Source organism: Corynebacterium freneyi, from assembly GCF_030408835.1.
Lineage (GTDB): Bacteria > Actinomycetota > Actinomycetes > Mycobacteriales > Mycobacteriaceae > Corynebacterium > Corynebacterium freneyi.
Genome location: NZ_CP047357.1, coordinates 90,141 through 112,970 on the forward strand (window position 1 = coordinate 90,141; position 22,830 = coordinate 112,970).

The following is a 22,830-nucleotide window of genomic DNA, read 5'->3' on the forward strand; positions in this document are numbered from 1 at the left end:
CGTGGCATCATGAGCGGATGGATCACAACCGATTCGGGGCAGGCGGGGGAAGCCGGGGTGCCGGGCGCATGGTCGCCGTCGTCGGTGCGGTGGCGCTTGCCGCGTCGCTGGCGCCGGTGGCTCTGGCGGCCGGACTGTCCGCGATGAAGGGCGAGGAGGCGGCGTCGCTTGAGTCGGTGCGCACGGTCGTCCTCGGCGGCGACGCCGCCCCCTTCGCCGCGTCCTTCGACGTTCGCGATGGCGAACCCGACTGCACGCGCGAGTTTGCGCTGACGATCGGCGCGCACCAGTTCACCTGTGGCGACGTGGTCATCGAAAGCCGATCCGCCGTGGACGTCGAGGACCTGCCGCGCTTCGGCGCCCGCGCCCTGCGCGCCGCGCTGTTCAGCGACGACCCGGCCCCGGACCTGCGGCCGGCCGAAACCCCGCACGCGCCGGGCCTGATCGCCTGGTCCGGTTCGCCGGTGGAGGACGTCTACGGCACCGTGTACCGGGTCATCGTGCTCGGCGAGGAGGACGATGACGACGAGGCCGGCGCCTCCGCCATCGTCGCCATCGTGTCGGGCGGCGGGGACGCTGTCGACGCCGCCGCCGCGACGATCCTCGCCGATGTCCGGGCGGGTGAGGAGTGATGGGTGCGCCGATGAATCCTCCGCCGCACGCCGGCAATCGTCATTGGTCGGACGCCGCCCCGAATTCCCGCCCCGGCGCGGTGCCGTCCCGCAACATCTGGGCCTTCCTCGTCATCGTGCCGCTCATCGCGGCGGGCTTTGCGGCCAACGTGGTGTCGTTGATGGTGTTCGGCCTGATCACTCCCGTGTCGCTGGGATTCGGTGCGGTGGTGTCGGCGGCGGTGATCGGCCTGGTCTGGTGGTTGCTGTCGCGCAGCGTCCTGTGGCGTCCGGCCGGTGCGTGGCCGTTGCTGGCGTTGGCGTGGGGTGCTGGGGCGTCGTTCGTGTTCGTCATCTCCGTCGCCGATTCGATGACGACCATCGCGACGGCACTGGGGTGGGAGGCCGCGGAGGCGTCGCTGGCGGGGGCGTGGCCGGAGGAGGTCGGCAAGTCGTTGGGCATCGCGCTGATCCTCCTGGCTCTGCCGCGCCCGTGGAACCGTCCGTGGGACGGCCTGCTCGTGGGCATCTTCGTGGGGTTGGGTTTCGAGCTCATCGAAACGATCCAGTACGGCGCCTCCGGAGCGCTCGACGACCCGAACTCCGACGTCGCCGGTCTGCTGGACACGTGGTTGGTCCGTTCGATCTTCGGCCCCGGCCTGCACGTGTTCTTTTCGGGCGTGGCGGGATTCGGCGTCGGGGTGGCGCTGTTGCATCCGCGCTTGACGACGCCTGCGCGGTGGGCGTTCGGCCTCGGCGGCCCGGGTGCGGCGTTCGCGATGCATTTCCTGTGGAACTACACGTGGCCGGACGCGTGGGGCGTGTGGTGGTACGCGACGCTATGGGCGCTGTGTGGTGTGGCGCTGGTCGCGTGCTGGCGTGCGGCGAAGAGGATGGAGAAGGCCTCCCGTCTCGCCGTCGACGGTGCCGGGCGGTAATCACCGGAGAATCGGGGTGCATCGGGCGAAAAGGGTCTCCGTAGGCGTCGTCAAGCAGGAATTCCGCTGGTTCAAGCACGAAAACCCCAGTAAAAATACGGTCCGGGGCATGTTATTGGTGTTACTCGTGTGACTAGAGAGGCAATTGTGCCGTATGGTGGTGAACCATGAACCTCCGCACCGTGACCTTCCCCGCGTCCCGGCAGCGTTCGGGGGCACGCTGTGGCCGCGCGAACGCACTCGTCGCCCTCGCCGCCGCCCTGCCCATGGCCCTCGGCCTCGTGACCCCCGCACCCGCCGACGCCTTCACCGCAACGTCGCCCACCGGCATCGACGTCTCCAAGTGGCAGCGCCCCAACGGCGCCAAGCTCAACTGGGAGCAGGTCGCCGCCTCCGGCGAAAAGTTCGCCTTCATCAAGGCCACCGACGGAAAGGAAGGCCTGAGCACCTACTTCGCGGAAGACTCCAAGGCCGCCCACGACGCCGGCCTGATCATCGGCAGCTACCACAAGGCCCACCCGGACCGCGATGCCATCGTCCAGGCCGACGCCTACGCCGAAGCCCTCAAGCTGCAGCCCGCCGACGCCCGTACCCTGCCGCCCGTTCTCGACATCGAGCTCGACGCCGGCATGTCCCCCGCCGCCTTGGAGAAGTGGACGGCGACGTTCCTCCAGCGCGTCGAACTGAAGACCGGCCGCACGCCGATGATCTACACCTTCCGCTGGTTCTGGTCCGTCAAGATGGGCGACACCAGCGCCTTCACCGGCTACCCGCTGTGGTTCGCCGCATACCAGAACACGCCGCCGACCAACCTGCCCGGCGGCTGGGACGAGCCCCTGTTCTGGCAGCGATCCAGCACCGGCCGCGTGCCCGGCATCAACACCCCGGTCGACCTGAACACCTTCAACGGCACGAAGGCCGAGCTCGACGCCCTCGCCGCCGGTGCGGCCCCCGAGGGTGCCGGCGCCACCCGCGACGAAAAGTCCGACGCCGTGAAGACCGGCGAGCGCCGCGCCGAAACCGAGGAAGACACCGGAGTCGACGCCGATGCCGTGTCCCCGCCGTCCGGCCGCGCCGCGCCGGGTGCGGGCAGCCTCGACACCGCCGGCATCTTCGGCGACGACGCCGCCGACGAAGACGACGCCACGACCGGCGGCGACGAGACCGCCGACGTGATCGGCGGCGACGACGCGACCGGGACCGACTCCCCGGTGGCCACCTCCGAGCTGGTCGACGCGATCATCGAGGCCGTCAAGGCCGGTTCCGCCAACGCCGACTTCAGCGAGAGCATCGCCGCCGTCCGCGACGCCGCCGACGCCGCCGGCCTGGACCAGGCCCAGATCGACCTCCTGATCGCCTTCCTCGAGCAGGCCATCGGCTCGGGCAACGTCCCCGAGGACCAGCTGGAGGAGATCGGCGAGACAGCGCCGGCCACCGACGAGGCCGAAGAGATCAACGACGGCAAGACGGATTCGCGCGAGGTCGTCGAGCTGGCCACCTACTCCGACGTGGTGGCGCTGCTGGCGGGCGCGACCCGCTAGTCGGTCGGCGGGCGCGGTCCGAACGCGATGCCCCACCATGTCACGGGGTGGGGCGCCCGGCCGCCACGGCCGTATGCCACCGCCGAATGCCACGGCCTTATACGACGGCCATGCGCCATCGAGGTCCAGGGGAAGGGACCTCGGTCCGGTGCGGCCGAATGAACCCGACGCGCGGTCGGGGCCCTGGGGAAGGGGCCCCGACCGCGCGTCGTCATGTCGGGGGAGTGGTGCCCCGTCGGCGCCGGAAGCACGTCGCGCCCCCGTGCCGGGCGGGTGTCGCGCCCACGGGGTGCGGGGGCGCTACGACCACTTCGTGCCGGGCGCGCGCCACGCGCACAACCGCGGCAGCAGCTCGGCGGGATCCTCCACGACGATGAGCGAATCCAGGTGCTTGCGGTGCACCAGGCCCCCGTCGACCAGCGACTCGATGAGGTCCACCAACGGCCCCCAGAACCCGCCCGGCCCGACGAGGGCCACGGGCTGCTGGTGGATGCCGATGTGCTGGCGGGTCCACACCTCGAAGAACTCCTCCAACGTCCCGGCGCCGCCGGGCAGCGCGACGAAGGCGTCGCCGAGGGCGTACATGCGGTCCTTGCGCTGGGACATCGTGTCCACCGTCTCCAGGCGGGTCAGGCCGCGATGGGCGATTTCCCGGTCGCGCAGCAACGTCGGGATCACGCCGGTGACGGCGCCGCCGGCGTCCAACGTGGCGTCGGCGGCGGCGCCCATCAACCCGATCGCCGCACCCCCGTAGACCAATTCGACGCGTTCGCGGCCCAACGTGCGTCCCAGCTCGACGGCGGCGGCCCGCCACGCCGGGTCGGTGCCGGCGGTGGAACCGGCGAAGACCGTCACGGAGGAGATCACGCGCGCCGGCGCCCCGTCGCGGAGCCGCGGCAGCGTGTGGTTGGCCAGCATCGGCGCGAGCCGACCGGTCGGCGCATGCGGATCCACCCACCGGATCTCCTCGATCTCCGCGCACGGCGACACCTCCGGCGCCCGCCCCAGATACCGCTGGTGATGCCCCACCACGACGCGACCCGGCTCGTTCGCCGCGGCATCGGCGGCGACGCCCCATTCGGACAGCTTGTCCGGGTCCAGCTCCGCGCCCAATTCTTCGCGGAACTCCCGGACCACGGTTTCCGCCGGTGCTTCACGACGCCCGCCCCCATCCGCGGAGACCACCTCCTCCGGCTTGCCGCCGGGGAGCATGAAACGATCCGTGCCCCTCTTGCGGACGGTGAGGACCCGCCCCCGCTCATCCGTGACGACGACCGCCGCGACGAGGATGGGCGGGCGGTCGCCGGCCGAAGCTCCCTCATCCGGGAGACCGTCATGTCCGATGTCGTCGAAAGTGCTCACCGCCCCATTGTCCGCGAAATGACGCCGCGCCGCCGCCCGCACCCGACGACCGCGCCGGAAAACGACGGAACCCGGGCACCCCTCCCGAAGGAAGGACACCCGGGTTCACCGGCCGGACGGCGGGGACGTGGACGTCGTCACGCAACGTCCCCGCCCGGGAGGACTAATCCTCCTCCACGATCATCGGCCCCGGAGACCACAGACCCGAACGGGTGATCTCCTCGTACTGGATCACCGCCGGCCCCGGACGCACGCCATCCGGATTCGGACGGGACTGCAGCGCCTCGACGATGCCCCAGTCACGGTTCCAATCGTCCTTCTGGTACGCCGGGACGGCCACCGACTCGTTGACCGCATCGGACATGCCCAGCACGCCACCCGCCGACAGCGACTGCCACGTATCCGTCGACGACACCTTCAGCTCACGGTCCGGGGTGATGCGGTACTTCGGATTCTCCGCCACACCCGCAAAGTGATCGAAAGGACGCTGGCACGGGAACTGGAACGCCACCGCCCAGTCCGGAATGGTCGGCACCGACGAATCGATGACCTCCGGCATCGGCTTCAGCTCCGCCAGGCGCGGCGGGGTCAGCGCGATCCACTCGTCCTTCGCCAGATTCTCGTCGGACACCACCAGGCGCACCGCCGTGGCCTCCTCCGGAATGTCGGCCGTCGGGAAACGCAGGTTGCGCCACGTCGGAGCCGGGCCGATGTCCAACGGCTCGGCCTCGTGCAGCGTCACCCAGTTTTCGCCATCCCACCGGCCGTACTCGGCCATCAGCTTCTGGCCCTTCTGCTTCACGCCGTTGATGTCGTGATGGTAGATGCGGCCCGCGGCCGACACCACCAGCAGCGGATGCGACTCGGAACGCTCCGGCAGCTCGTACCAGGACGTCGTCAGCGAACCCGGGACCTGAACGTCCTCCGAGTACGAACCCAACACCGGGATGCGCTTCGCATCGAGGTCGAACGGCAACGTCGCACGCGAACCGTTGACGCCGGCTTCGGCCTCGAAACCGCCGTCCGTCGACGCGCCCTCGCCGCCGGAGACCCAGTTGGAATCCGGGTTCTCGCTGCGGTCGGCATTCGTCTGGCCGTCGTTGACCCACACCGCGTCGGCCGTCATCTCGCCCGGCAGACCATTCGGGGTGAAGCCGCGGGCATTGCCCTCCGGATCGAGGGAATCGCCCAGGGAGACGCCGCCGACCGGGGTCAGGTACCCCTGGTTCGGGTCGGTTTCCATGAGCACGTCTTCGGCCAGGTTGCACGTCTTGCCCGTCAGCGCGCGGATGTTGCCCAGGCCGACGGAGTACGCCGGGTACTGGGAAACGAAGCCCTTGCCCAGGCTGAGCACCGAGAAAATGACCACCATGAAGCTGACCACCGCGAACGGCGACGCCGCGATGGTGCCCAGGCGCAGTCGCGCGGCCAGCGTCGACGGCTTGCGATCCTCGCCGCGGAACTCCTGCACGAACTGCAGCACCGCACCTGCGGCGAGCGTGAGCACGGCGATGACCATGACGATGTTGCCGGCCTCGACGCCGTTGAGCTGCACGGTCTTGTCGAACCACGGCACGCCGTACGCCGAGACGTACCACCAGCCGTTGATGCCCATCAGGGAAAACGCCAGCATGAAGATGGCCACGCCCGCGAACAGGACCTGGTTGCGGCGGGAGCCGACGGCCCAATGCGAGATCGCCATCGCCGCCAGGGCGGCCAGGGCGGCGCCGATGCCCGCGTACACGCCGAAGTGGTGGGTCCACTTCGTCGGCGTGAAGGTCAGGAAGAACATCGTGCCCACGAACATGAACACCAGGCGCGTCGCCGGCGCCGCCAGGGCGCCCGGCACCGTCCGGTGGCGCAGCAGCGCGGCGATGGTGATCGCCAGGGCCGTGAGCGCGGCCAACACGGCGAAGCGGCGGGTGAAGGAACCGTCGACCGACTGGAGGATCATCCAGTAGTAACGGATCGGCTCCTCGTACCACGGCATGGACGGGCCGACGATGCCGCGCACGCGGGTGGATTCCCGCACCGTGGCCAGCGTCTGGTCGCCGAAGACCGCCACCAGGATCGCGGTGCCCGCGGCGAGGAACGGCATGGTCTGCATCAGCGGGGCCTTGGCGCCGCCGCCGAGGGCCTCGTGGCGATCGACGACGATGCGCACCAGCATCGGCAGACCCGCCAGCAGCGCGGCGACGGCCATCAGACCGGTCGGACCGCAGCTCAGGGCGAGCGTGGCGACGATGACGCCGAGGGCCGCCGGGAACAGGCGGCGGGTGAGGATCGCACGCTCGATGAACACCCACGTCAGCAGGGCGCCCAGGGCGACGACCGGCTCGGGGCGCAGGCCGTTGTTGTACGGCAGCCAGAACGCCAGCAGCACGCCGGCCGCCGACCAGTACGCAACGCGACGCTCGGCGATGTCCTTGCCCAGGCGCGGGATGATCAGACGCGACAGCAGGAACCAGATGGCGAACGCGGCGATGAGCGCCGGCAGGCGCATCCACACCGACGCCGTGGACACCTTGACCATCAGGGCCAGCAGGTCGTAGTACGGGGCGCCGAACGGCGACTCGGGGACGCCGAACCAGCGGTAGTAGTTGGCCATGTACCCCGCCTCGTCGGAGGCGCGGGCCATGGTGAAGATGTAGCCGTCATCGGACGTGTTCGCGCCGATGAAGTGCCACACGAGAAGGATGAAGCCGACCAGGGCATCCAGCGGCTTGATCTGCCAGGCATCCTTGCGCAGCCACGGGGTCGGCGTCGAACCGTCGACCTTGTCGATGCGCCGCAGCGCCCACAACGACACCACGGCCATCAGCAGACCGAGCCACATGACGATGTACTTGATGATCGTCGGCTTCGACGTGTAGCGGCTGTCGATCTCCATGTCGAGGTTCAGGCCGGCGGCCACCGCCGCGGCGGCGTCGCCGTCGGCCGGCAGCGAGGTGTAGATGCCCACCGTCTGCGGCCGGATGTCCTCGTCGACGACGCCGCGCAGGGGTTCGCCCTCGGCGTCGACGGCGCCCTCGACGAACGCTTCGGTGCGCTCATGGTCCGAGCGGATGGAGATGACGCCGCCGCGGTTGGCCGCGACCTGATCCTCGTCGAGCGTCAGGATCGCCCGGTCGCGGACGACGACGTCGACCGAACCGTCGATGCGCCGCACCTGCAGGCCCTCGGCCGTCGGGTCCTTCGAATCCGGCGGCAACGTGCCGACCAGCAGCGAGCGACCCTCCGGCAGTTCGTCGGCAAGCGACAAGGGCACGTCCAGCGACAGCGAAATCGGGGCCTGCGCCATCAGGGGCGCGTCGACCGACTCGAGGCTGTCGTTCTGGGGCCAGTGCAGCGACGACTGGGTCTGGACGACCGGCAGGAAGGGCAGCGCCACGAAGCACAGAAAACCGATGATGCCCGCCGCGATGGCGGCGATCCGAACCCCCTTCGAGGGCTTCGGGCCGTCCATCGGCGGGCGTTCGATGCGGTCGACGGTCACGACGGGTTCGTCGGGATCCGGGGACCTCGTGATTTCACTGGTTTCGGCAGACACGGGAAAACAGTCTACGGAAAAGGCCCCTATTGCCTAATCAAGACGACGAAAGGCCCGATTTGGGTGGTCGTCCAGTGCCCCCGGAAAACGGCCGGGTCGAAGGCGACTCCGCGGAAGAGGACGTTCGGGTTGTTGGGGTAGATGTCGTCGGCCAGGTCGATGGTGTACCGCGAATCCGGGTCGGTGGAATCGCCGCGGACGACGATGGCGTCGGGCCCGCGCCACGGGTCTGCGTCCATCGCCGCGACGAGCTCGTCGGGGTCGGTCATCGTCGCCCATTCCTCGATGGCGGCGTTGCGACGGTCGAACTCGCCCAGCGGGTTGGCGTAGTGGCTGGTCAGGGCCTGGAATGAGTACCAGGGGAAATACGCCTGGAAGTTGCGTTCGTCGGTGAGGACGACCGATTCGGTCGGTTCGAGGCCGGCATCGCGCAGCGCGGCGTCGATGTCGCCGTAATGGACGCCGGCATCGGGGGCGAAACGGTCGGCGCGTTCGCCGTAGCCGTCGGTGTCGGTGTGCGCCAGGTCGATCGGTCCGTGGAGCCTGGTGGGGATCGACTGCGCGTAGCCGATTCCCGCGAGCAAGATCACGACCGCGGCGACGGCGCTGATCGTCCGCGCGATGGCCGGCCGCACGGCGTCGGGCCACAGTTTTTCGACGCCGTTGAGTCTCATGTCGGCGATGGCGAACACGCCGGCCGTGGCCAGCATGAGCGTGATCGGCGTCTCGAGGCGGAAGCCGAGCAACGTTCTCCCGGCCAGCGTCGCGATCATCGATGCGACGGCCCAGCCGTACATGACGGTCAGGCCGATGACGATGGCGCGGGTGTCGGGCTCCAGGATGCGCACCACCATCCAGATCAGCCCGAGCAGGCACATCAGCCCGATGACGGATGCGGCGAACATCGGCAGCGGCACGCGAGCGCCGTTGTCGGGCAGGTAGTTCATGGCTGTCGCACCCGACGACGGCGCGCCGGTCAGCCTGGCCCAGAGGTAGGGGCCCCACACGGTGGCGGCGATGAGCATGGACCCTGCGCCGATCAGCACGAGCTTTGCGACGGGCCGCCACGACCGCTCCGCCGCGCAGGCCGCGACGGTCAACGTGACGACGATGAGGGCGCCGACCGCGGTGTGCAGGGTGTAGAAGGTGGCGGAGATGCCCAGGAAGACGATGACTCCGATGGTCGCCGACCAGGCGCCGGCGAGCGCCCGCCGGGCCATGACGGCCAGCGCAGGCAGGCCCATGGCGATGATTGCGGCGTAGGGCTCGTCGGCGGTGGTGGACAGGACGATGGCCGTCGTCAGCAGCGCGATGCCGGCGGCGACGGGCAACGAGCCGGACAGCCGTTGCCACACCGGCACCAGCAGCGATCCGCCGGTGGCCAGGGTGATCAGCGCCCACGGCTGGAACACCTCCCAGCCGGGCAGGCCCAGCAGCGCGGCGAATCGTCCGCCGAGCAGGAACCAGCCGGCGGGGTAGTACGACGGGACGTCGATGTACGCCATGTCGTTCAGCCCGAATTCCGCGGTCATGCGGGTGAGGTATTCGGTGCGGAATTCCTGGTCGATGCTGATGCCGTCCAGGTACAGGCGGGTCGAACCCAGCGGGATGGCCAGAGTCGACACGACCAGTGCCGCCGGTGACAGGTAGGCCACGACGTAGGTGAGCAACTCGGCCCACCGCGACCGTCGTCCGGCGCCGCGCGTGGCCCACTGGTGGAGGAGCACCGTGACGGTGAGCAGCAGGACCACCGTGACCGCGGAGGAGACCGCGCGGGTGACCAGCGAGCCGCCGAACGCGGGCAGCGACATGCCGCGCAGCAGGAACCAGGCGACGAACGCGACGATTGCGCCGCCGACGGCCGCCGCCACCATGCCGATGGCGGTGTGCTTCAGCGACAGCTGATCGTCGGCGAAGATCTCGCCGACGGGGTCGGTGGCGAACGGGTCGGGTCGCCGGTCGCGGCCGACGCGCGCGGGGGCGTCGGCCGCGGCGTCGTCGGCCGGGGTCGCCGCGGTGGTGGGCGGCGTGGTGCTTTCTGCCATGCGACCAGTGTCGCACATGCGCCGGACCCCGACCGCGCCGCTTGTGCGACGGTGCCGGGGCTTCGCCGGGCCGTTGCCCGGACGGCGCCCGGGGGATCGAAACGAAGGCGCCGCTTTACGACGCCCCGCCGCCCGGGATCAGATCGGCAGCTTGCGGAAGATCGGGCGCGGGATGTGCTTGAGGATCATCATGACCCACTGGAACGTCGGCGGCGCCCACACCAGCGTCTTGCCGGCTTCGACGGAGCGGACGGCCAGCCGGGCGACGTCCTCCTTGTTCACCGTCAGCGGGGCTTCCTTCACGCCGGCGGACATGCGGGTGCGCACCTGGCCGGGGCGAATGACCAGGGTCTTCACCCCGTACTCGGCCAGCGCCTCGCCGAGGCACAGGTAGAAGCCGTCGAGGCCGGCCTTGGTCGAGCCGTAGACGAAGTTCGAGCGGCGGACGCGCTCGCCCGCGGCGGAGGACATGGCGATGAACTGGCCGTGACCCTGGGCCTTGAACTTCTGGCCGACGAGCACGCCCACCGACACCGCGCCGGTGTAGTTGACCTGGGCGATCTGCACGGCCTTGCGCTGGTTCTGCCACAGCTCCTCGGCGTCGCCGAGCAGGCCGAACGCGACGATGCAGATGTCGACGTCGCCGTCCCGGAACGCCTCGTCGACGACGTCCGGGTGGGAGTCGAAGTCGGTGGCGTCGAAGTCGATGACGCGGACGTCGCTGGCGCCGGCGGCGCGCATCTGCGCCTCGGCGGCGTCGCGGCCGGGATCATCGGGCAGGGCGGCGAGAATGACCTTGGCGGGGCCCTTCTCCAGGAACGCGGCGGTGATGGCAAGGCCGATTTCGCTGGTGCCGCCGAGCACCAGGATGGACTGGGGGACGCCCACGGCGTTGATCATGTTCGTTGCTCCTAATCGGGTCTAGCGCAGCTCGAGTCGACGGCTCATGTCGGACTCGAAGACGCCGTTGGGGTCGATGTCGTTGCGGATGCGGATCCAGTCGTCCATCTTCGGGTACATGGCGTGGAAGTTCTCCGCGGAGGTGCGGGACTCCTTGGCCAGGTACAGGCGACCGCCGAATTCCATGACGCGCTTGTCCAGCTCGTCGAGGAAGGGGCCGAGGCCGCGCTTGATGGGGAAGTCGACGCAGACGTTCCAACCGGGCATCGGGTAGGACAGGTGACCGCGGTTGCCTTCGCCGAACAGCTTGAACACGTTCAGGGCGGAGTAGTGCCCGGACTTCTGGATGTCGCGGATGATGTCCTTGAACGGCTCGACGGCGTCGGTGGGCACGACGAACTGGTACTGGAGGAAGCCCTTCTTGCCGTAGCCGCGGTTCCACTCTCCGATCAGGTCGAGCGGTTGGTAGAACTGCGTGAGGTTCTGGACCTGGTTGCGGTAGGTGCCGGACTTCAGCCACCACAGCTGGCCGATGGTGATCATGGACAGCTTGTTCATGGTGAACGACGGGAAGATGTCCGGGACCGTCACCAGCTGGGGGGCGTTGAACTTCAGGGGGTCCTTCGCCAGCTTCGGCGACAGTTCCCGCAGCTGGTCGAGGGTGGCCAGGGAGCCGCGGGAGATGGCGGCGCGGCCGAGCTTCGGCTCGGGGGAGATCGCGTCGAACCAGGCGGACGAGTACGTGTAGTTGTGCTCCGAGCCGTCGGAGTGGAACGCCACGGTTTCGTCGAGGTCGGCGGTGAGGTCGCCGTCGGCGATGAAGTAGGCGGTTTCCGTCTTGGTCATGCGGATCTTGGCCCGCAGGATGATGCCGGTCAGGCCCATGCCGCCGACGGTGGCCCAGAACAATTCGCCGGACGGGTCGTCGTCGGAGCCCTCGGGTTCGAGGTGGAGGACGCGGCCGTCGGCGACGAGGAGATCCATGGAGATCACGTGGTCGCCGAAGGAGCCGGCGGAGTGGTGGTTCTTGCCGTGGATGTCGGGGCCGATGGCGCCGCCGATGGTGACCTGGCGGGTGCCGGGCAGCACGGGGACCCACAGGCCGTAGGGCAGGGCCGCCTTCATCAGCTGGTCGAGGGTGACGCCGCCGTCGACGTCGACGACCGCGGAGTCCGGGTCGATGGAGTGGATGCGGTTGAGGGCCTGCATGTCGACGACCAGGCCGCCGGCGTTTTGGGCGGGGTCGCCGTAGGAGCGGCCCATGCCGCGGGCGATGACGCCGCGCTTGAGGTGCGCGGGCTTTCCGTCGTTCTGCTCGGCGACGGCGCGGACCGCATCGGCGATCTCCGCGACGTCGGGGGTCGACAGGACTTCCGCGGTCGAGGGGGCGGTGCGGCCCCAGCCGGTGAGGGTCCTGGCTTCTGTGGAGACGGCTCCGGGGGCACCGTTCGAAGCGCCGGTGCTGGACGTGCCGTTGGTGTGTGCAGACATCAACGATCAGGCTACTCCCGACCATGTATGTCCACAGGGGGGCGCGCCCCGGGAACGGGCGTAGAAAAACCTGAGAATCCCCGGACCCCCGGCGGGCGGGGAGGACCTACAGGTCCATGATCTCGCGGATCTCCTGCGGCAGTTCCTCCTGGGAGGTGATGGTGGGGCCGTCGTATTCCTCGAGGAGCTTGTACACGCGGGTGCGGCTGGCGCTGTCGAGCATCGGCAGCTCCTGGGCGATCATGCGGGTCATCTCCGATGACATCGGGGTGTCGGTGTGTTCCGCGGCGATGTACACCGGGTCTTGCTTCTTCTTCCTCAGGAATCCGAACATGGGTGCAACAGTACCGGGCGGCCCGGATCCGCCCCGGTGGCCGATCCGCGCGGACGGTTATCCTGATGCGCATGAGCGAGCAGCAGGCGACCACCGGCGACGAGCAGGCGACCACCGCGAACGGGGGCGCGGCCCCGACCACCATCGCGGTCGTCGGCGCGCCGGGCGGCGATGGCGGCGGAGACGGCGCCGGCGACATCGCGGTGTGGCACGTGCAGCTCGCGCCGCAGCTCACCGGCGATCGGCTGTCGGGGGCGTGGCTCGTCGACCCGGAATCGGAGGACGCGGCCGCGACGCTGGCAAACCTGTTCGCCGGAGTGGCGGTGTTGGCCGTGGGGGAGGAGGCCGACGTCGTCAAGCGCACGCCCGCCCCGCGCGTCGACGTGACCGCGACGACCCGGGCCCTGCGCGCGCACGTGAAGGAACTGAAGGCGCGCGTGGCGGAGGAGAAGGCGAAGCCGGGCAAGGACAAGCTCGTGGCGCCGCGGTTTCCGACCATCGGCGACGTCGAACCCATCGAATTCGAGCACGTCGGCGAGCCGGCGGCGGGTCCGGCGTTGGCGTGGGCGCGGGGGCTGGAGGAGCTGACGGCGACGTGGGCGGAGCTCGAAACGCAGCGCCGTCGACGTGATTACCTGCGGGAACCTTGGGGAGCCGAGGCCCGCCCGGTGCCGCTGGAGTACGTGGTGGAGTAGCTGACTCGCGGTCCGTGGGCGGCCCGCGGGCCGCTTGCGAGCGTCCGATGGGCGGCCGCCGGAGCCGGTCGAACGGGAGATCGGGCGCCGACGGGGTTTCGGGAGCGTCGGTACGCTTGGGGCCATGTCGACGGATACCGACAACGTCATCGCCTTTCCGGGCGTGCGCGTGGCCGCCGAACCGGCCACGCTGATCATCGGTGCCGTTTTGACCGAGGAGCCGCAGGTCGTGCACCGGCAGTTCGGCATCAACGACCGCCTGACGCTTCGCGAGCTTTCCGACGCGCTGCGCGTCATGTTCGGCTGGCCCGGCGAATCCGCCCCCACGAAGTTCACCCTCGACGGTGCCGAGGGCGACGACGCAGGGACGGACGCTCGCAACGCGGACGCGGATGCCGACGTCACCGTTCCGCTGGACACCGTCATCGGCGACGTGCTGCAGGACGTCGGCGACACCCTGACCTGGCATTGGGGGCTGTGGGATCATCGGTTGGACGTGCGCGAGGCGTTCGCCCGCGACGACGCCACCCCGGATGCGCTGTGCATCGGCGGCTCCGGGACCATCGACGGCCTGTGGCGCGGCGGCCGGGTGGCCAACGTCGCGGCACCGGTGGACTCCGACCCCGATGAACTGCCCGACGGGCCGGACATCGCGGCGATCAACGAGCTGCTCACCGGCGAGCAGTCCATCCGCAACACGTTGTCCACCGCCCGCGACGATGTCGTCGACCTCATCGAGCGGTCGGGCGTCTTCGAGTTCGTGCCGCTACTGCAGGCGCTTGACCTGCGGCGGACCCCCGGATGCACGTGCGTGGCCGACGATTGCCTCCGCATGCGCGCCCTGCCCGCCGAAGATCCCGACGACGCCGCCGGCCGGGATGCCGCGTTGGCGACGCTGCTGTGCCTGTCCGCGCTCACCGACGAGGACATCCGCCACGACGTCACGTCCCACGTCATGGATGTGCTGGGGTGGGTCGCCGACGACGGCACGCCGCTGACCGGCGAGGACGTCGAGGAACTGTGCGCCGACACGTGGGCTGTGCTCGAGGACGTCGGCGTGGTCGGCGAGGACCAGGTCGGCGTCGTCGACAAGCTCGACCTGCTGCGCGAGGCCCTGCGCCGCTGAACGGGCGTCCTTCCGCGCGGCCATTGGGGGTGTTCGCGCCGGTGGCGTAGGCTTCCGTTCCGTGCACAAGGCCCACGACGACTCCACCAGCGAAAACCGCGACGACCGCGCAGCCGAGCCGATGGTCGACGCCCCCGGCGTCCGGGCGGAGAAGTCCGCGTCCGCGCCGCTGTCCGACAAGCCCCGCGACGACCACGGCCTGATGGTCCAGATGATGCGTTTCATCATTTCCGGCGTCATTGCGGCGGTGGTCGACTTCGGCACGTTGATCATCCTGAACTGGGGCCTCGGCGTCGACCGCACGCTGTCGAAGGCGGTGTCGTGGGTGCTGGGCACGATCACGGCGTACATGATCAACCGCCGGTGGACGTTCAAGGCGGAGGCGTCGGGCAAGCGGTTGGCGGCGGTGGCGGTGCTGTACTTGACGACGTTCGCCGTGCAGAACGTGATTTTCTGGGCCGCGCCGTTCCTGCTGGTGGACCAGTGGGGGTGGGGCCGCGGCCCCAGTGACACGGTGGCGTTCGTGGTGGCCCAGGGCGTGGCGACGGTGGTCAACTTCATCGTCCAGCGCACGGTGATCTTCAAGGTGAAGTAGGGGAACGCTTGACGACGGCCACCCGTGGGCCGTCCGCCCGATGGCGCGAACGGCCCCCGCACGCGGGCGCGTCCGACGGGCGGCCGGGCGTCGGCTCGCTACCCTGGGGGCCGTGAACACCTCCACCGATTCCGTCAATCCCACCGCCGCGTCGTCCGCCTCCGCGGGCGCCGGGGCGATCGACCCGGCCGAGGGCATGGTCGTCCAGCGGGTGCTGTTCGCCCCGCCGGCCGATTGGATCGACTCGGACCTGTACTACACGGTCAAGGCCGGTTCCGGCGCGGGAGCCGGCGTCGGCGGCGGGGTGACGCCGTCGCGCACGGCCATCGAGCTGGCGCCGCACACGACGGTGGCCACCGACACCTACTTCGGTCGTTTCCGCGCCTCCCAGTGGCAGCGGTGGACGACGATTCCCGAGGTCACCATCCGCGGCCGCGTCACCGGCGACGTCCGCGTCCGCGCGTACACGGAGGACATCGGCGGCCACCTGCGCCTGGAGGCGTCGCACGCCCGGGCATCGGCGGCCGACATCGCCGCCTCCCCCGAGGCCGAGGTGGAACTGACCGTGCCCCTGGACCGCTTCGCCGACGGCGGCGCCATCCACGTGGTCGTCGACTCCGCCGACGCCGGCGGATCGGTCGCCGACCTGCGCTACACCGTCGCCGCCGACCAGGTGCGGCGGGACCTGCCGACGGACATCGTCATCTGCTCCTACAACCGCCCCGTCGACTGCGCCAACACCGTCGCCACCCTGGCCGACGACCTCGCCGCCCTCGACCGCGTGCGCACCATCCGCGTCGTCGACCAGGGCGACCAACACCCCGAAGACCAGCCCGAATTTCAGCGGGCCCGGGACATCCTGGGCGAGCGGCTGAACGTCGTCAAGCAACCGAACCTGGGCGGCGCCGGAGGATTCTCCCGCGGCATGCGCGACGCCACCGCCGCCGGCGACTGCCAGATCCTGCTCACCGACGACGACATCCGCCCCGAACCGGAAACCACCCTGCGACTGTCCGCGCTGGCCTGCTGCGCCGCCAAGCCCATGCTGCTCGGCGCGCAAATGCTGTTCCTGTACAACCCCACGCACCTGTTCCGCACCGGCGAGGTCTACGACTGGAAGACCCTCACCGTCCTGGAAAACGACGACCTGTACTCCAAGGCCGACGTCGACGTCCGCGACCACCACCAGCTGCGCCGCCTCGGCGTCGACTACAACGCCTGGTGGACCTGCCTGGTGCCGTCGGAAGTCGTGGAAAAGATCGGCCTGGCGCTGCCGCTGTTCTTCCAGTACGACGACATCGACTTCGGCTACCGCGCCGCCAAAGCCGGCTACCCCACCGACACCGTGCCCGGCGCCGCCGTGTGGCACGCCGACTTCTACTGGAAGGACGTCGAAAACGCCGCCCAGTACTTCGGCCTGCGCAACGGGCTCATCGCCACGTCCATCCACGGCCCGGTGACCGCCAAGGACATGGTGGGCACCGTCACCCGCCGCATCCTGTCGAGCATCGTGTCCATGCGCTACGGCCTGGCCTGGACGCAGATGGAGGCGGTCAAGGACATGCTGCGCGGACCGTCCGTGCTCGCCGAGGCCTCCCAGGGCGACTTCGGGCGCATTTCCGCCGGCCGCGCCGACTACCCCGAGACCAAGCTGCTGCCGCTGTCCGACATGCCCGCCGGCCTGACCCCCGTGCGCCCGCCGACGCGCGAAATCGCCAGCGAAGACCAGACCTTCGCCAAGCGCGTGGCGTACACCCAGCTGGGCAAGAAGCGCCCCGGCCCAGTCGCCGTCGCCTTCGAGGACGCCTTCTGGTGGCACATCTCCACCTTCGACGAAGTGTGGGTCACCGACGCCTCGCAGTCCGGCGTGCGCCGCCTCGTCCGCGACCGCGACCGTGAGCTGGCGCTGCGCTCGGAACTCATCGGCCTCATGCGCCGCCTGAACTCCGAATGGGATTCCGTCCGCGACCGGTGGCGCGCCGCCGTGCCGACCCTGACCGACGCCGACAACTGGGAGAAGTTCTTCGAAGGCGAGTAGCCGGTCGCCGGCCACCGATCATTGACCACCGATCGCCCGCCGACGATCGGCGGAGGCCGGGACATCCGCGGCTCCATGCTGTATTCATGTTTACTCAACGCAGTAAATCATGAATTTTCGGAACGGAGTCGTCGTCCGGCATGACCATTCCCACACCTTCGCCCGACACGGGTGACAAAACCCGCAAACTGCTCATCGCCGTTCTGGTGCTGCTGGTGCTCGTCCTGGTCCTGGCGCTGTTCCTCATCGTTCGGATTGCCGGGGACCGAAACGGAGAATTCGGAGCGGACGGGGGAGGGCAGGCGTCGTCAAGCGATGGCGACGCGGCGCAGACCCCGGAGGAGCGGGCCGTGGCCGCGTACAAGGAGGTGCTGGCCAACCCGGAGCCGCTGCAGACCGACCTCGGCGAGGAAACTCCCAGCGGAGTGCTGCGGTACGCGCTGGTGCATCTCGACGACGGAAACGTGCCGGAGTTGCTGCTGAACTACGGCAGCAGTCTGGTGAGCCCCGACATGGCCGCGATCGTCGTGTACGGCGTCGACGACGACGGCCGGAAGATCCAGTTCCCCAACGCCTACTACGACGGGATCGGCTCGAACGGTGCCGAGGTGAGGGTCACGTTGCGAGCCACCCGGCAGCCCGGCATGTTCTCCGCCAAGAGTTTGTTGCTTGAGGACGTGCACGAGCAGATGCAGGTGACGCGGCAGGGCAATGAGCTGGTGGAACAGCCCGCAGAGCCGGAGGTAGATGAATTTGAACAGCTGACGTGGACCCCGGCCGACGATCTGGGCGCCATCGAGGCCATTGCCGACGGCGGCGCCGCGCAGGGTTCGGATTCTGACGGCGCCGGTGCCGACGGAGCCGATGGCGGACCGAATCCGACGCCGGGGCAGCGGGCCCCGGGGGAGCGCCCGGGCTCGGGCTCAAGCTCGGAGGAGTCACGCAACGCCGCCAGCGGCGAGCAGACCGTGACCGGCACCGTGAAGATTTTCCGGAACCGAGCCGAGGTCGCCGACTACCAGCAGCTTCCGGACCCCAATCCGAGCACGCCCGACAACCGGAAATTCGCGATCCTGGTTCTCGACGAGCCGACCGACGTGACGGCCAAGGTCGTGGGCGGTGGGAGCGAAACACGGACGGTCGAGCACGTCGTCATCAACCCGGACCGTCACGACGACGGCGAGAAGGTGACCATCACCTTCTCCGCCGACGACACGTACTGGCCGTCGGACACGGGCATTCCCTTCGGGCTCGCGGTCGAAGACGGCGCGAAGGGCTGAGGCCGCGAACTACTTCGACGCCTTCGCGGGCGGCTGGTAGCGCTCGAAGTTCTCGCGGCGGCCGCGGCGGTGCAGCGCCCACCACCGGACGAAACCGGGGACGTCGCGGCGCTGGATGAGGAAGAACCACGCGAAACGCGCGTACTCCTGGGGCAGGAGCTTGCGCATGCCCGGCTGACTCATCAGGTAGCCGCGGTTGCGGTAGGTGAAGAACCGCTTCGCGTCGTCGTCCGGGTACTGCGTGTGCATGCGGCCGCCGAGAATGGGGCGGAACTCCGCGGTGCCCGACGGATGCAGGTAGGCGGTGGTCAGGCACGTGCCGAAGCGCAGGCCCGACCGGGCGAGACGGCGGTGGAACTCGACTTCGTCACCGCGGATGAACAGGCGGTAGTCGGGCACGCCCAGCCGCTCGAGGGACGCGGCGGTGAACAGGGCGCCGTTGAACAGGCTGGCGATGCCGGGCAGCAGGTCCCGGTCGGAATCGGTGCACTCCAGGTCGGCGGGCAGCGGCAGCCCGGTGGCGGCCTCCTGGTCGGCGAAACCGGTGAACCACACCTCGCCGTCACCGTCCTCCACGCGGGGCAGGTTGGGGTTGGCGCCGTCGGAAAGCAGCTCGGATCGGTTGCGGCGCCACGTCAGGCCGCGACGCAGCGGGAACGCGAGCTTCTCGGGGTCGTCGATGTCGCACACGACCGGCGACACCTGGTCGAGGTCGTGCCGGGCGGCGCAGTCGTGGAGCTTCTCCAGGACCGTGACGTCCTCGGGGCGGCCGTCGTCGTCGGCGCACCAGATCCAGTCGGCGCCGAGCGCCAGCGCGTGGAGCATGCCGTAGGCGAAACCGCCGGCGCCGCCGAGGTTCGTCTTCGACCCCAGGTAGACCGCCCGCGGGCCGCCGGCGGCCGAATCGTCGATGCCCTCCACCACGGTGCGCACGCGCGGGTCGGCGGCGTTGTCCACCACGATGATCCAGTCCGGGGTTCGCGTCTGACCGGCGATGACCTCCAGGGAACCGGCCAGCTCCCGCAGGCGGTTGTGCGTGACGACGACGACGGCGGTGCTGGTATTCGGTCCCTCGCTCATGGGCCCATCATCCCACACCGGCGCGGCGGCTACAGCGGCCGGTGGCCCCGCTCGCCGCGAATGCGGCGCACCGCGTCGGCGGCCTCCTTGCCCTCGTACGCCTCGACGACCTCGTCGACCAGACCGGCCTGTCGGATCTGCCCGTGGTCGATCCACAGCGCCGTGTCGCACAACTGCGCCAGGAACTCGTTCGAGTGCGACGCGAACACCAGCAAACCCGAACGCTCCACCAGAGCGGTGAGGCGATCGCGGGCTTTGGCCATGAAGGCCGAGTCGACGGCGCCGATGCCCTCGTCGAGAAGCAGAATCTCCGGCTCGATGGACGTGACCACCCCCAACGCCAACCGCACCCGCATGCCCGTCGAATACGTGCGCAACGGCATGTGCAGGTAGTCGCCGAGCTCCGTGAACTCCGCGATGTCGTCCAGCTTCTCCTTCATCTGCTTGCGCGTCTGCCCCAGGAACAGACCGCGGATGATGATGTTCTCCATGCCGGAGATCTCCGGGTCCATGCCCACGCCCAGGTCGAACACCGGGGCCACCCGGCCGCGGACGTCCGCCGTGCCGCGCGTCGGCTCGTAAATGCCCGACAACAGGCGCAGCAACGTCGACTTGCCGGCGCCGTTGTGGCCGACCAGCCCCACGCGATCGCCCTCGCGCAAATGCAGGTTGATGTCCTTCAACGCCTCGACGACCACCACATTGGAGTCGGTGCGGCCGATCGCACCGCCCGCGGCGCCCAGGAACGCCTTCTTCATCGAGCGGGACTTCGCGTCGAAAATGGGGAAGTCGACGCACGCGTCGTACGTGTCGATGCTGACCATGATGTGCCTTTCTCGTCCCTTCCCCGACTACACCCAGTAGCTCACGCGCGACCGCCACTGGCGCATCGCCAGCAGGGCGAGCAGCAGGCCCACCACCGTGCAGCCCAACACGATCCACCAGTGGTACGCGTCGAGCGGCTGGCCCGTCAACGGGGCGCGGATGATCTCCAGGTAGTGGTACAGCGGATTGAGCTCCGCGATGCGGGCTCGCTCCGCGACCGCGCCGCCCTGCTCGTCCAGCGTCTTCGTCGTCCACACGATCGGCGTCATGTAGAACACCAGCTGAATCATCGACTCCAGCAGGGGAGCCACGTCGCGGTAACGCGTGGCGATGATGCCGAAGAACATGGTCACCCACACCCCGTTGACCACCAACAGCGCCAACGCCGGAATCGACAGCAGGAAACCCCAGCCCAGATCCGGGCGGAACACCGCCACCAGGATCAGCCAGATGATCATGTTGTGCGCCAGGAACAGCAGCTGCCGCCACACCAGGCGATACACGTGGACGCTCAACGCCGACGGCAACTGCTTGATCAGGCCCTCGTTTTCGATGAACACCGTCGCGCCTTCGCGCACGCAGCCGGAAATGAAGCCCCAAATGATCAGGCCGACCGTCACATGCGGCAGGAAGTAGGACAGCTCCTGCTGGAACAGCAACGAGTACAGCAGCCCCAGGGCGACCGCCATCGCGCCGGTGGCGATGGTGATCCACAGCGGGCCCAACGTCGAACGCCGGTACCGCTGCTTGATGTCCTGCCAGCCCAGCTCCAGCCACAGCTGCCGCTGCCCGTAGCCGCGGGTCAGATCCGGCCACGCCGCGGAAACCGTGCGCGACCGGGACCGAGGTGGCGCCGCCACGTCGCCGGCGCCGGTCATCCGAGCGATGTCGGCCCGCAATCCGGTGGTCGGGTGACCTGGTTGTTCTGCGTTAGTCACGCCGTCCAACCTACCCGGCGGGACACCCGCCGCCGTACCCGCCGTCGTATCCGCGGGCGATCGGGGGCATACTGGTTGCCAGTTGAGCGGGCCCCCGGAAGGTTGTGCGGGGTCCGGCTGCGTCATCGGCGGGTGGGGGCGGTATTCTTGCCCAACCGCCGTGAATCGACGGCATCGGAGTACGCAACCGGAAAGGGTGGTCATGGCTTTCGACGTGCCCACGACCAGGGGCTACTACTCGTCTCTGTCCGATGGTTGGACGTACCTCAACGGCGGGGAACGCGCCCAGATTCCGGAGCGCGTCCTGTCCACCATGACCACCGCGTTCCGCGCCGCCCCGAAGTCCCTTCCGGGCGAGACCGCGACGGGCACCCACTCGCGCGGGCAGGAGGCCGGCATCACCGCCGGGCACCAGTTCGCGGCGATGGCGCGCCGGGCGTTCGCCGACGTGGCCGGCGGGCGCGTCGAGGGCGTGGTGCTGGGCCCGTCGCGTGAGGCGCTGGTCCACGTGCTCCTGCAGGCGATGGGCCGCCGCCTGACGTTGGGCACCGGCATCGTGCTCGCCCGCACGGGTGATCCGGTGTCGCAGGTACCCTTCCGTCGTGCAGCCGACATGTTCGGCGCCCGCGTGCGGTACGCGGAGGCCGACCTGTCCACTGGGGCGGTGCCGGCGTGGCAGTTCGAGAATCTCGTCGACGCCGACACCCGCCTGGTGGTCGTGCCTGCCGCCGACCCGTACATCGGTGCGGTCGCGCCGGTGGCGGAGATTTCCCGCATCGTCCACGCCCAGTCGCGCGCGAAGGTGTTCGTCGACGCGTCGGCGTATGCGCCGTACCGGGTGGTGGACATGCACCGCATGGGCGCCGACATCGTGCTCCTCGACGCCTCGGCGTGGGGTGGCCCCGAGGTGTCCGCCCTGGTGTTCCGCGATCCGTCGCTGCTCGACCGCCTGATGTCGATGTCCCTGGTGCCCGACGCACGCGGCCGCCGCCGCCTGGAGGTCACCCCGGTCGCCCCGTCCCTGCTGGGCGGCGTGTCGGAATCGGTGCGCCACCTCGCCGACCTCGACCCGACCGCGCGGGGCACGCGGCGGCACCGGATCGAGACGTCGATGCCGCAGGTGGGCCGTTACTTGACGACGCTGACCTCACGCCTCGTCGACGCGTTGGGCAACTTGGACCAGGTCCACATCGTCGGCATCGACGGCGAAGCATCCGACGAACCGGGCGCCGCCGACATCGACCGCATCCCCCGCGTGAGCTTCATCGTCGCCGGGGTCCCCGCCGCGACCGTCGTCCGCCGCCTGCTGGACAATCACCTGGTCACCAGCGTCGTCAAGCCGGGCGGGTCCGCCCTCCTCGAGGCGATGGGCGTCATGGAGGCCGGCGGCGCCGTCACCGTGGGCCTCCAGCCGTTCAACACCCCCCACGACGTCGACCAGCTCGTCCGCGCCGTCGCCTCCCTCGGGTAACGCCGGCGGG

Annotated in this window: 18 protein-coding genes; 9 read left to right on the forward strand and 9 right to left on the reverse strand. The window is 69.6% G+C overall.

All coding sequences use genetic code 11. From position 1 onward, the window contains the following. Positions 1 to 17 precede the first annotated feature (17 nt). The 3 genes from CFREN_RS00400 (at position 18) to CFREN_RS00410 (ending at position 3,090) form a co-directional block, all read left to right on the forward strand. Positions 18 to 632, forward strand: coding sequence for a hypothetical protein (locus CFREN_RS00400; protein WP_209654436.1), 615 nt, complete (start codon positions 18 to 20; stop codon positions 630 to 632). 11 nt (positions 633 to 643) lie between these two features. Beyond that, positions 644 to 1,549, forward strand: a complete 906-nt coding sequence (locus CFREN_RS00405) for a PrsW family intramembrane metalloprotease (RefSeq protein ID WP_209654434.1) — start codon at positions 644 to 646, stop codon at positions 1,547 to 1,549. Between the two features lie 167 nt (positions 1,550 to 1,716). Further along, positions 1,717 to 3,090, forward strand: a complete 1,374-nt coding sequence (locus CFREN_RS00410) for a glycoside hydrolase family 25 protein (RefSeq protein WP_209654432.1) — start codon at positions 1,717 to 1,719, stop codon at positions 3,088 to 3,090. Between the two features lie 300 nt (positions 3,091 to 3,390). On the opposite strand, the gene CFREN_RS00415 is transcribed toward CFREN_RS00410, so the two are convergent. From CFREN_RS00415 to CFREN_RS00440, 6 genes are all read right to left on the reverse strand, one after another. Further along, a complete protein-coding gene (locus CFREN_RS00415; RefSeq protein WP_246580153.1) occupies positions 3,391 to 4,452 on the reverse strand; it encodes a TIGR00730 family Rossman fold protein in 1,062 nt (353 codons plus the stop codon). Positions 4,453 to 4,615: 163 nt separating this feature from the next. Then, the gene (locus tag CFREN_RS00420) at positions 4,616 to 8,002 is read right to left on the reverse strand and encodes an arabinosyltransferase domain-containing protein (protein WP_209654430.1); all 3,387 of its coding nucleotides are present in this window, start codon (positions 8,000 to 8,002) and stop codon (positions 4,616 to 4,618) included. 26 nt (positions 8,003 to 8,028) lie between these two features. Continuing rightward, positions 8,029 to 10,065, reverse strand: coding sequence for a galactan 5-O-arabinofuranosyltransferase (locus CFREN_RS00425; protein WP_209654428.1), 2,037 nt, complete (start codon positions 10,063 to 10,065; stop codon positions 8,029 to 8,031). 120 nt (positions 10,066 to 10,185) lie between these two features. Further along, on the reverse strand, positions 10,186 to 10,947 hold the full coding sequence (dprE2, locus tag CFREN_RS00430) for a decaprenylphospho-beta-D-erythro-pentofuranosid-2-ulose 2-reductase (RefSeq protein ID WP_070522938.1): 762 nt from the start codon (positions 10,945 to 10,947) through the stop codon (positions 10,186 to 10,188). A 21-nt stretch (positions 10,948 to 10,968) separates the two neighbouring features. Then, on the reverse strand, positions 10,969 to 12,438 hold the full coding sequence (dprE1, locus tag CFREN_RS00435) for a decaprenylphosphoryl-beta-D-ribose oxidase (RefSeq protein WP_070522933.1): 1,470 nt from the start codon (positions 12,436 to 12,438) through the stop codon (positions 10,969 to 10,971). Positions 12,439 to 12,544: 106 nt separating this feature from the next. After that, positions 12,545 to 12,772, reverse strand: a complete 228-nt coding sequence (locus CFREN_RS00440; RefSeq protein ID WP_035122207.1) for a hypothetical protein — start codon at positions 12,770 to 12,772, stop codon at positions 12,545 to 12,547. 71 nt (positions 12,773 to 12,843) lie between these two features. Here CFREN_RS00440 and CFREN_RS00445 point away from each other — a divergent pair, with 71 nt between their 5' ends. From CFREN_RS00445 to CFREN_RS00465, 5 genes are all read left to right on the forward strand, one after another. Continuing rightward, positions 12,844 to 13,467 (forward strand): hypothetical protein, encoded by a 624-nt coding sequence (locus CFREN_RS00445; protein WP_141743061.1) that lies wholly within the window; start codon positions 12,844 to 12,846, stop codon positions 13,465 to 13,467. 124 nt (positions 13,468 to 13,591) lie between these two features. Then, positions 13,592 to 14,593: an IS1096 element passenger TnpR family protein gene (locus CFREN_RS00450; RefSeq protein WP_070522928.1), complete on the forward strand. Its 1,002-nt coding sequence runs from the start codon at positions 13,592 to 13,594 to the stop codon at positions 14,591 to 14,593. 61 nt (positions 14,594 to 14,654) lie between these two features. After that, complete coding sequence (locus tag CFREN_RS00455) at positions 14,655 to 15,188, forward strand: GtrA family protein (protein WP_246580154.1); 534 nt, start codon at positions 14,655 to 14,657, stop codon at positions 15,186 to 15,188. A gap of 112 nt (positions 15,189 to 15,300) precedes the next feature. After that, a complete protein-coding gene (locus CFREN_RS00460) occupies positions 15,301 to 17,226 on the forward strand; it encodes a glycosyltransferase (RefSeq protein WP_246580155.1) in 1,926 nt (641 codons plus the stop codon). A gap of 140 nt (positions 17,227 to 17,366) precedes the next feature. Beyond that, on the forward strand, positions 17,367 to 18,506 hold the full coding sequence (locus tag CFREN_RS00465; RefSeq protein WP_209654424.1) for a hypothetical protein: 1,140 nt from the start codon (positions 17,367 to 17,369) through the stop codon (positions 18,504 to 18,506). Between the two features lie 9 nt (positions 18,507 to 18,515). Here CFREN_RS00465 and CFREN_RS00470 read toward each other — a convergent pair whose 3' ends face one another. From CFREN_RS00470 to wzm, 3 genes are read right to left on the reverse strand one after another with little or no spacing between them, the layout of a single operon-like run. Continuing rightward, positions 18,516 to 19,586 (reverse strand): glycosyltransferase, encoded by a 1,071-nt coding sequence (locus CFREN_RS00470; RefSeq protein ID WP_209654422.1) that lies wholly within the window; start codon positions 19,584 to 19,586, stop codon positions 18,516 to 18,518. Positions 19,587 to 19,615: 29 nt separating this feature from the next. Then, positions 19,616 to 20,410: a galactan export ABC transporter ATP-binding subunit Wzt/RfbE gene (gene wzt / locus CFREN_RS00475; RefSeq protein ID WP_209654420.1), complete on the reverse strand. Its 795-nt coding sequence runs from the start codon at positions 20,408 to 20,410 to the stop codon at positions 19,616 to 19,618. A 27-nt stretch (positions 20,411 to 20,437) separates the two neighbouring features. Then, complete coding sequence (wzm, locus tag CFREN_RS00480) at positions 20,438 to 21,289, reverse strand: galactan export ABC transporter permease subunit Wzm/RfbD (RefSeq protein WP_209654847.1); 852 nt, start codon at positions 21,287 to 21,289, stop codon at positions 20,438 to 20,440. A 262-nt stretch (positions 21,290 to 21,551) separates the two neighbouring features. Here wzm and CFREN_RS00485 point away from each other — a divergent pair, with 262 nt between their 5' ends. Continuing rightward, positions 21,552 to 22,820 carry an aminotransferase class V-fold PLP-dependent enzyme gene (locus tag CFREN_RS00485; protein ID WP_209654418.1) on the forward strand — a complete coding sequence of 423 codons (1,269 nt, stop codon included), beginning with the start codon at positions 21,552 to 21,554 and terminating at the stop codon, positions 22,818 to 22,820. The last annotated feature ends 10 nt before the right edge of the window (positions 22,821 to 22,830 follow it).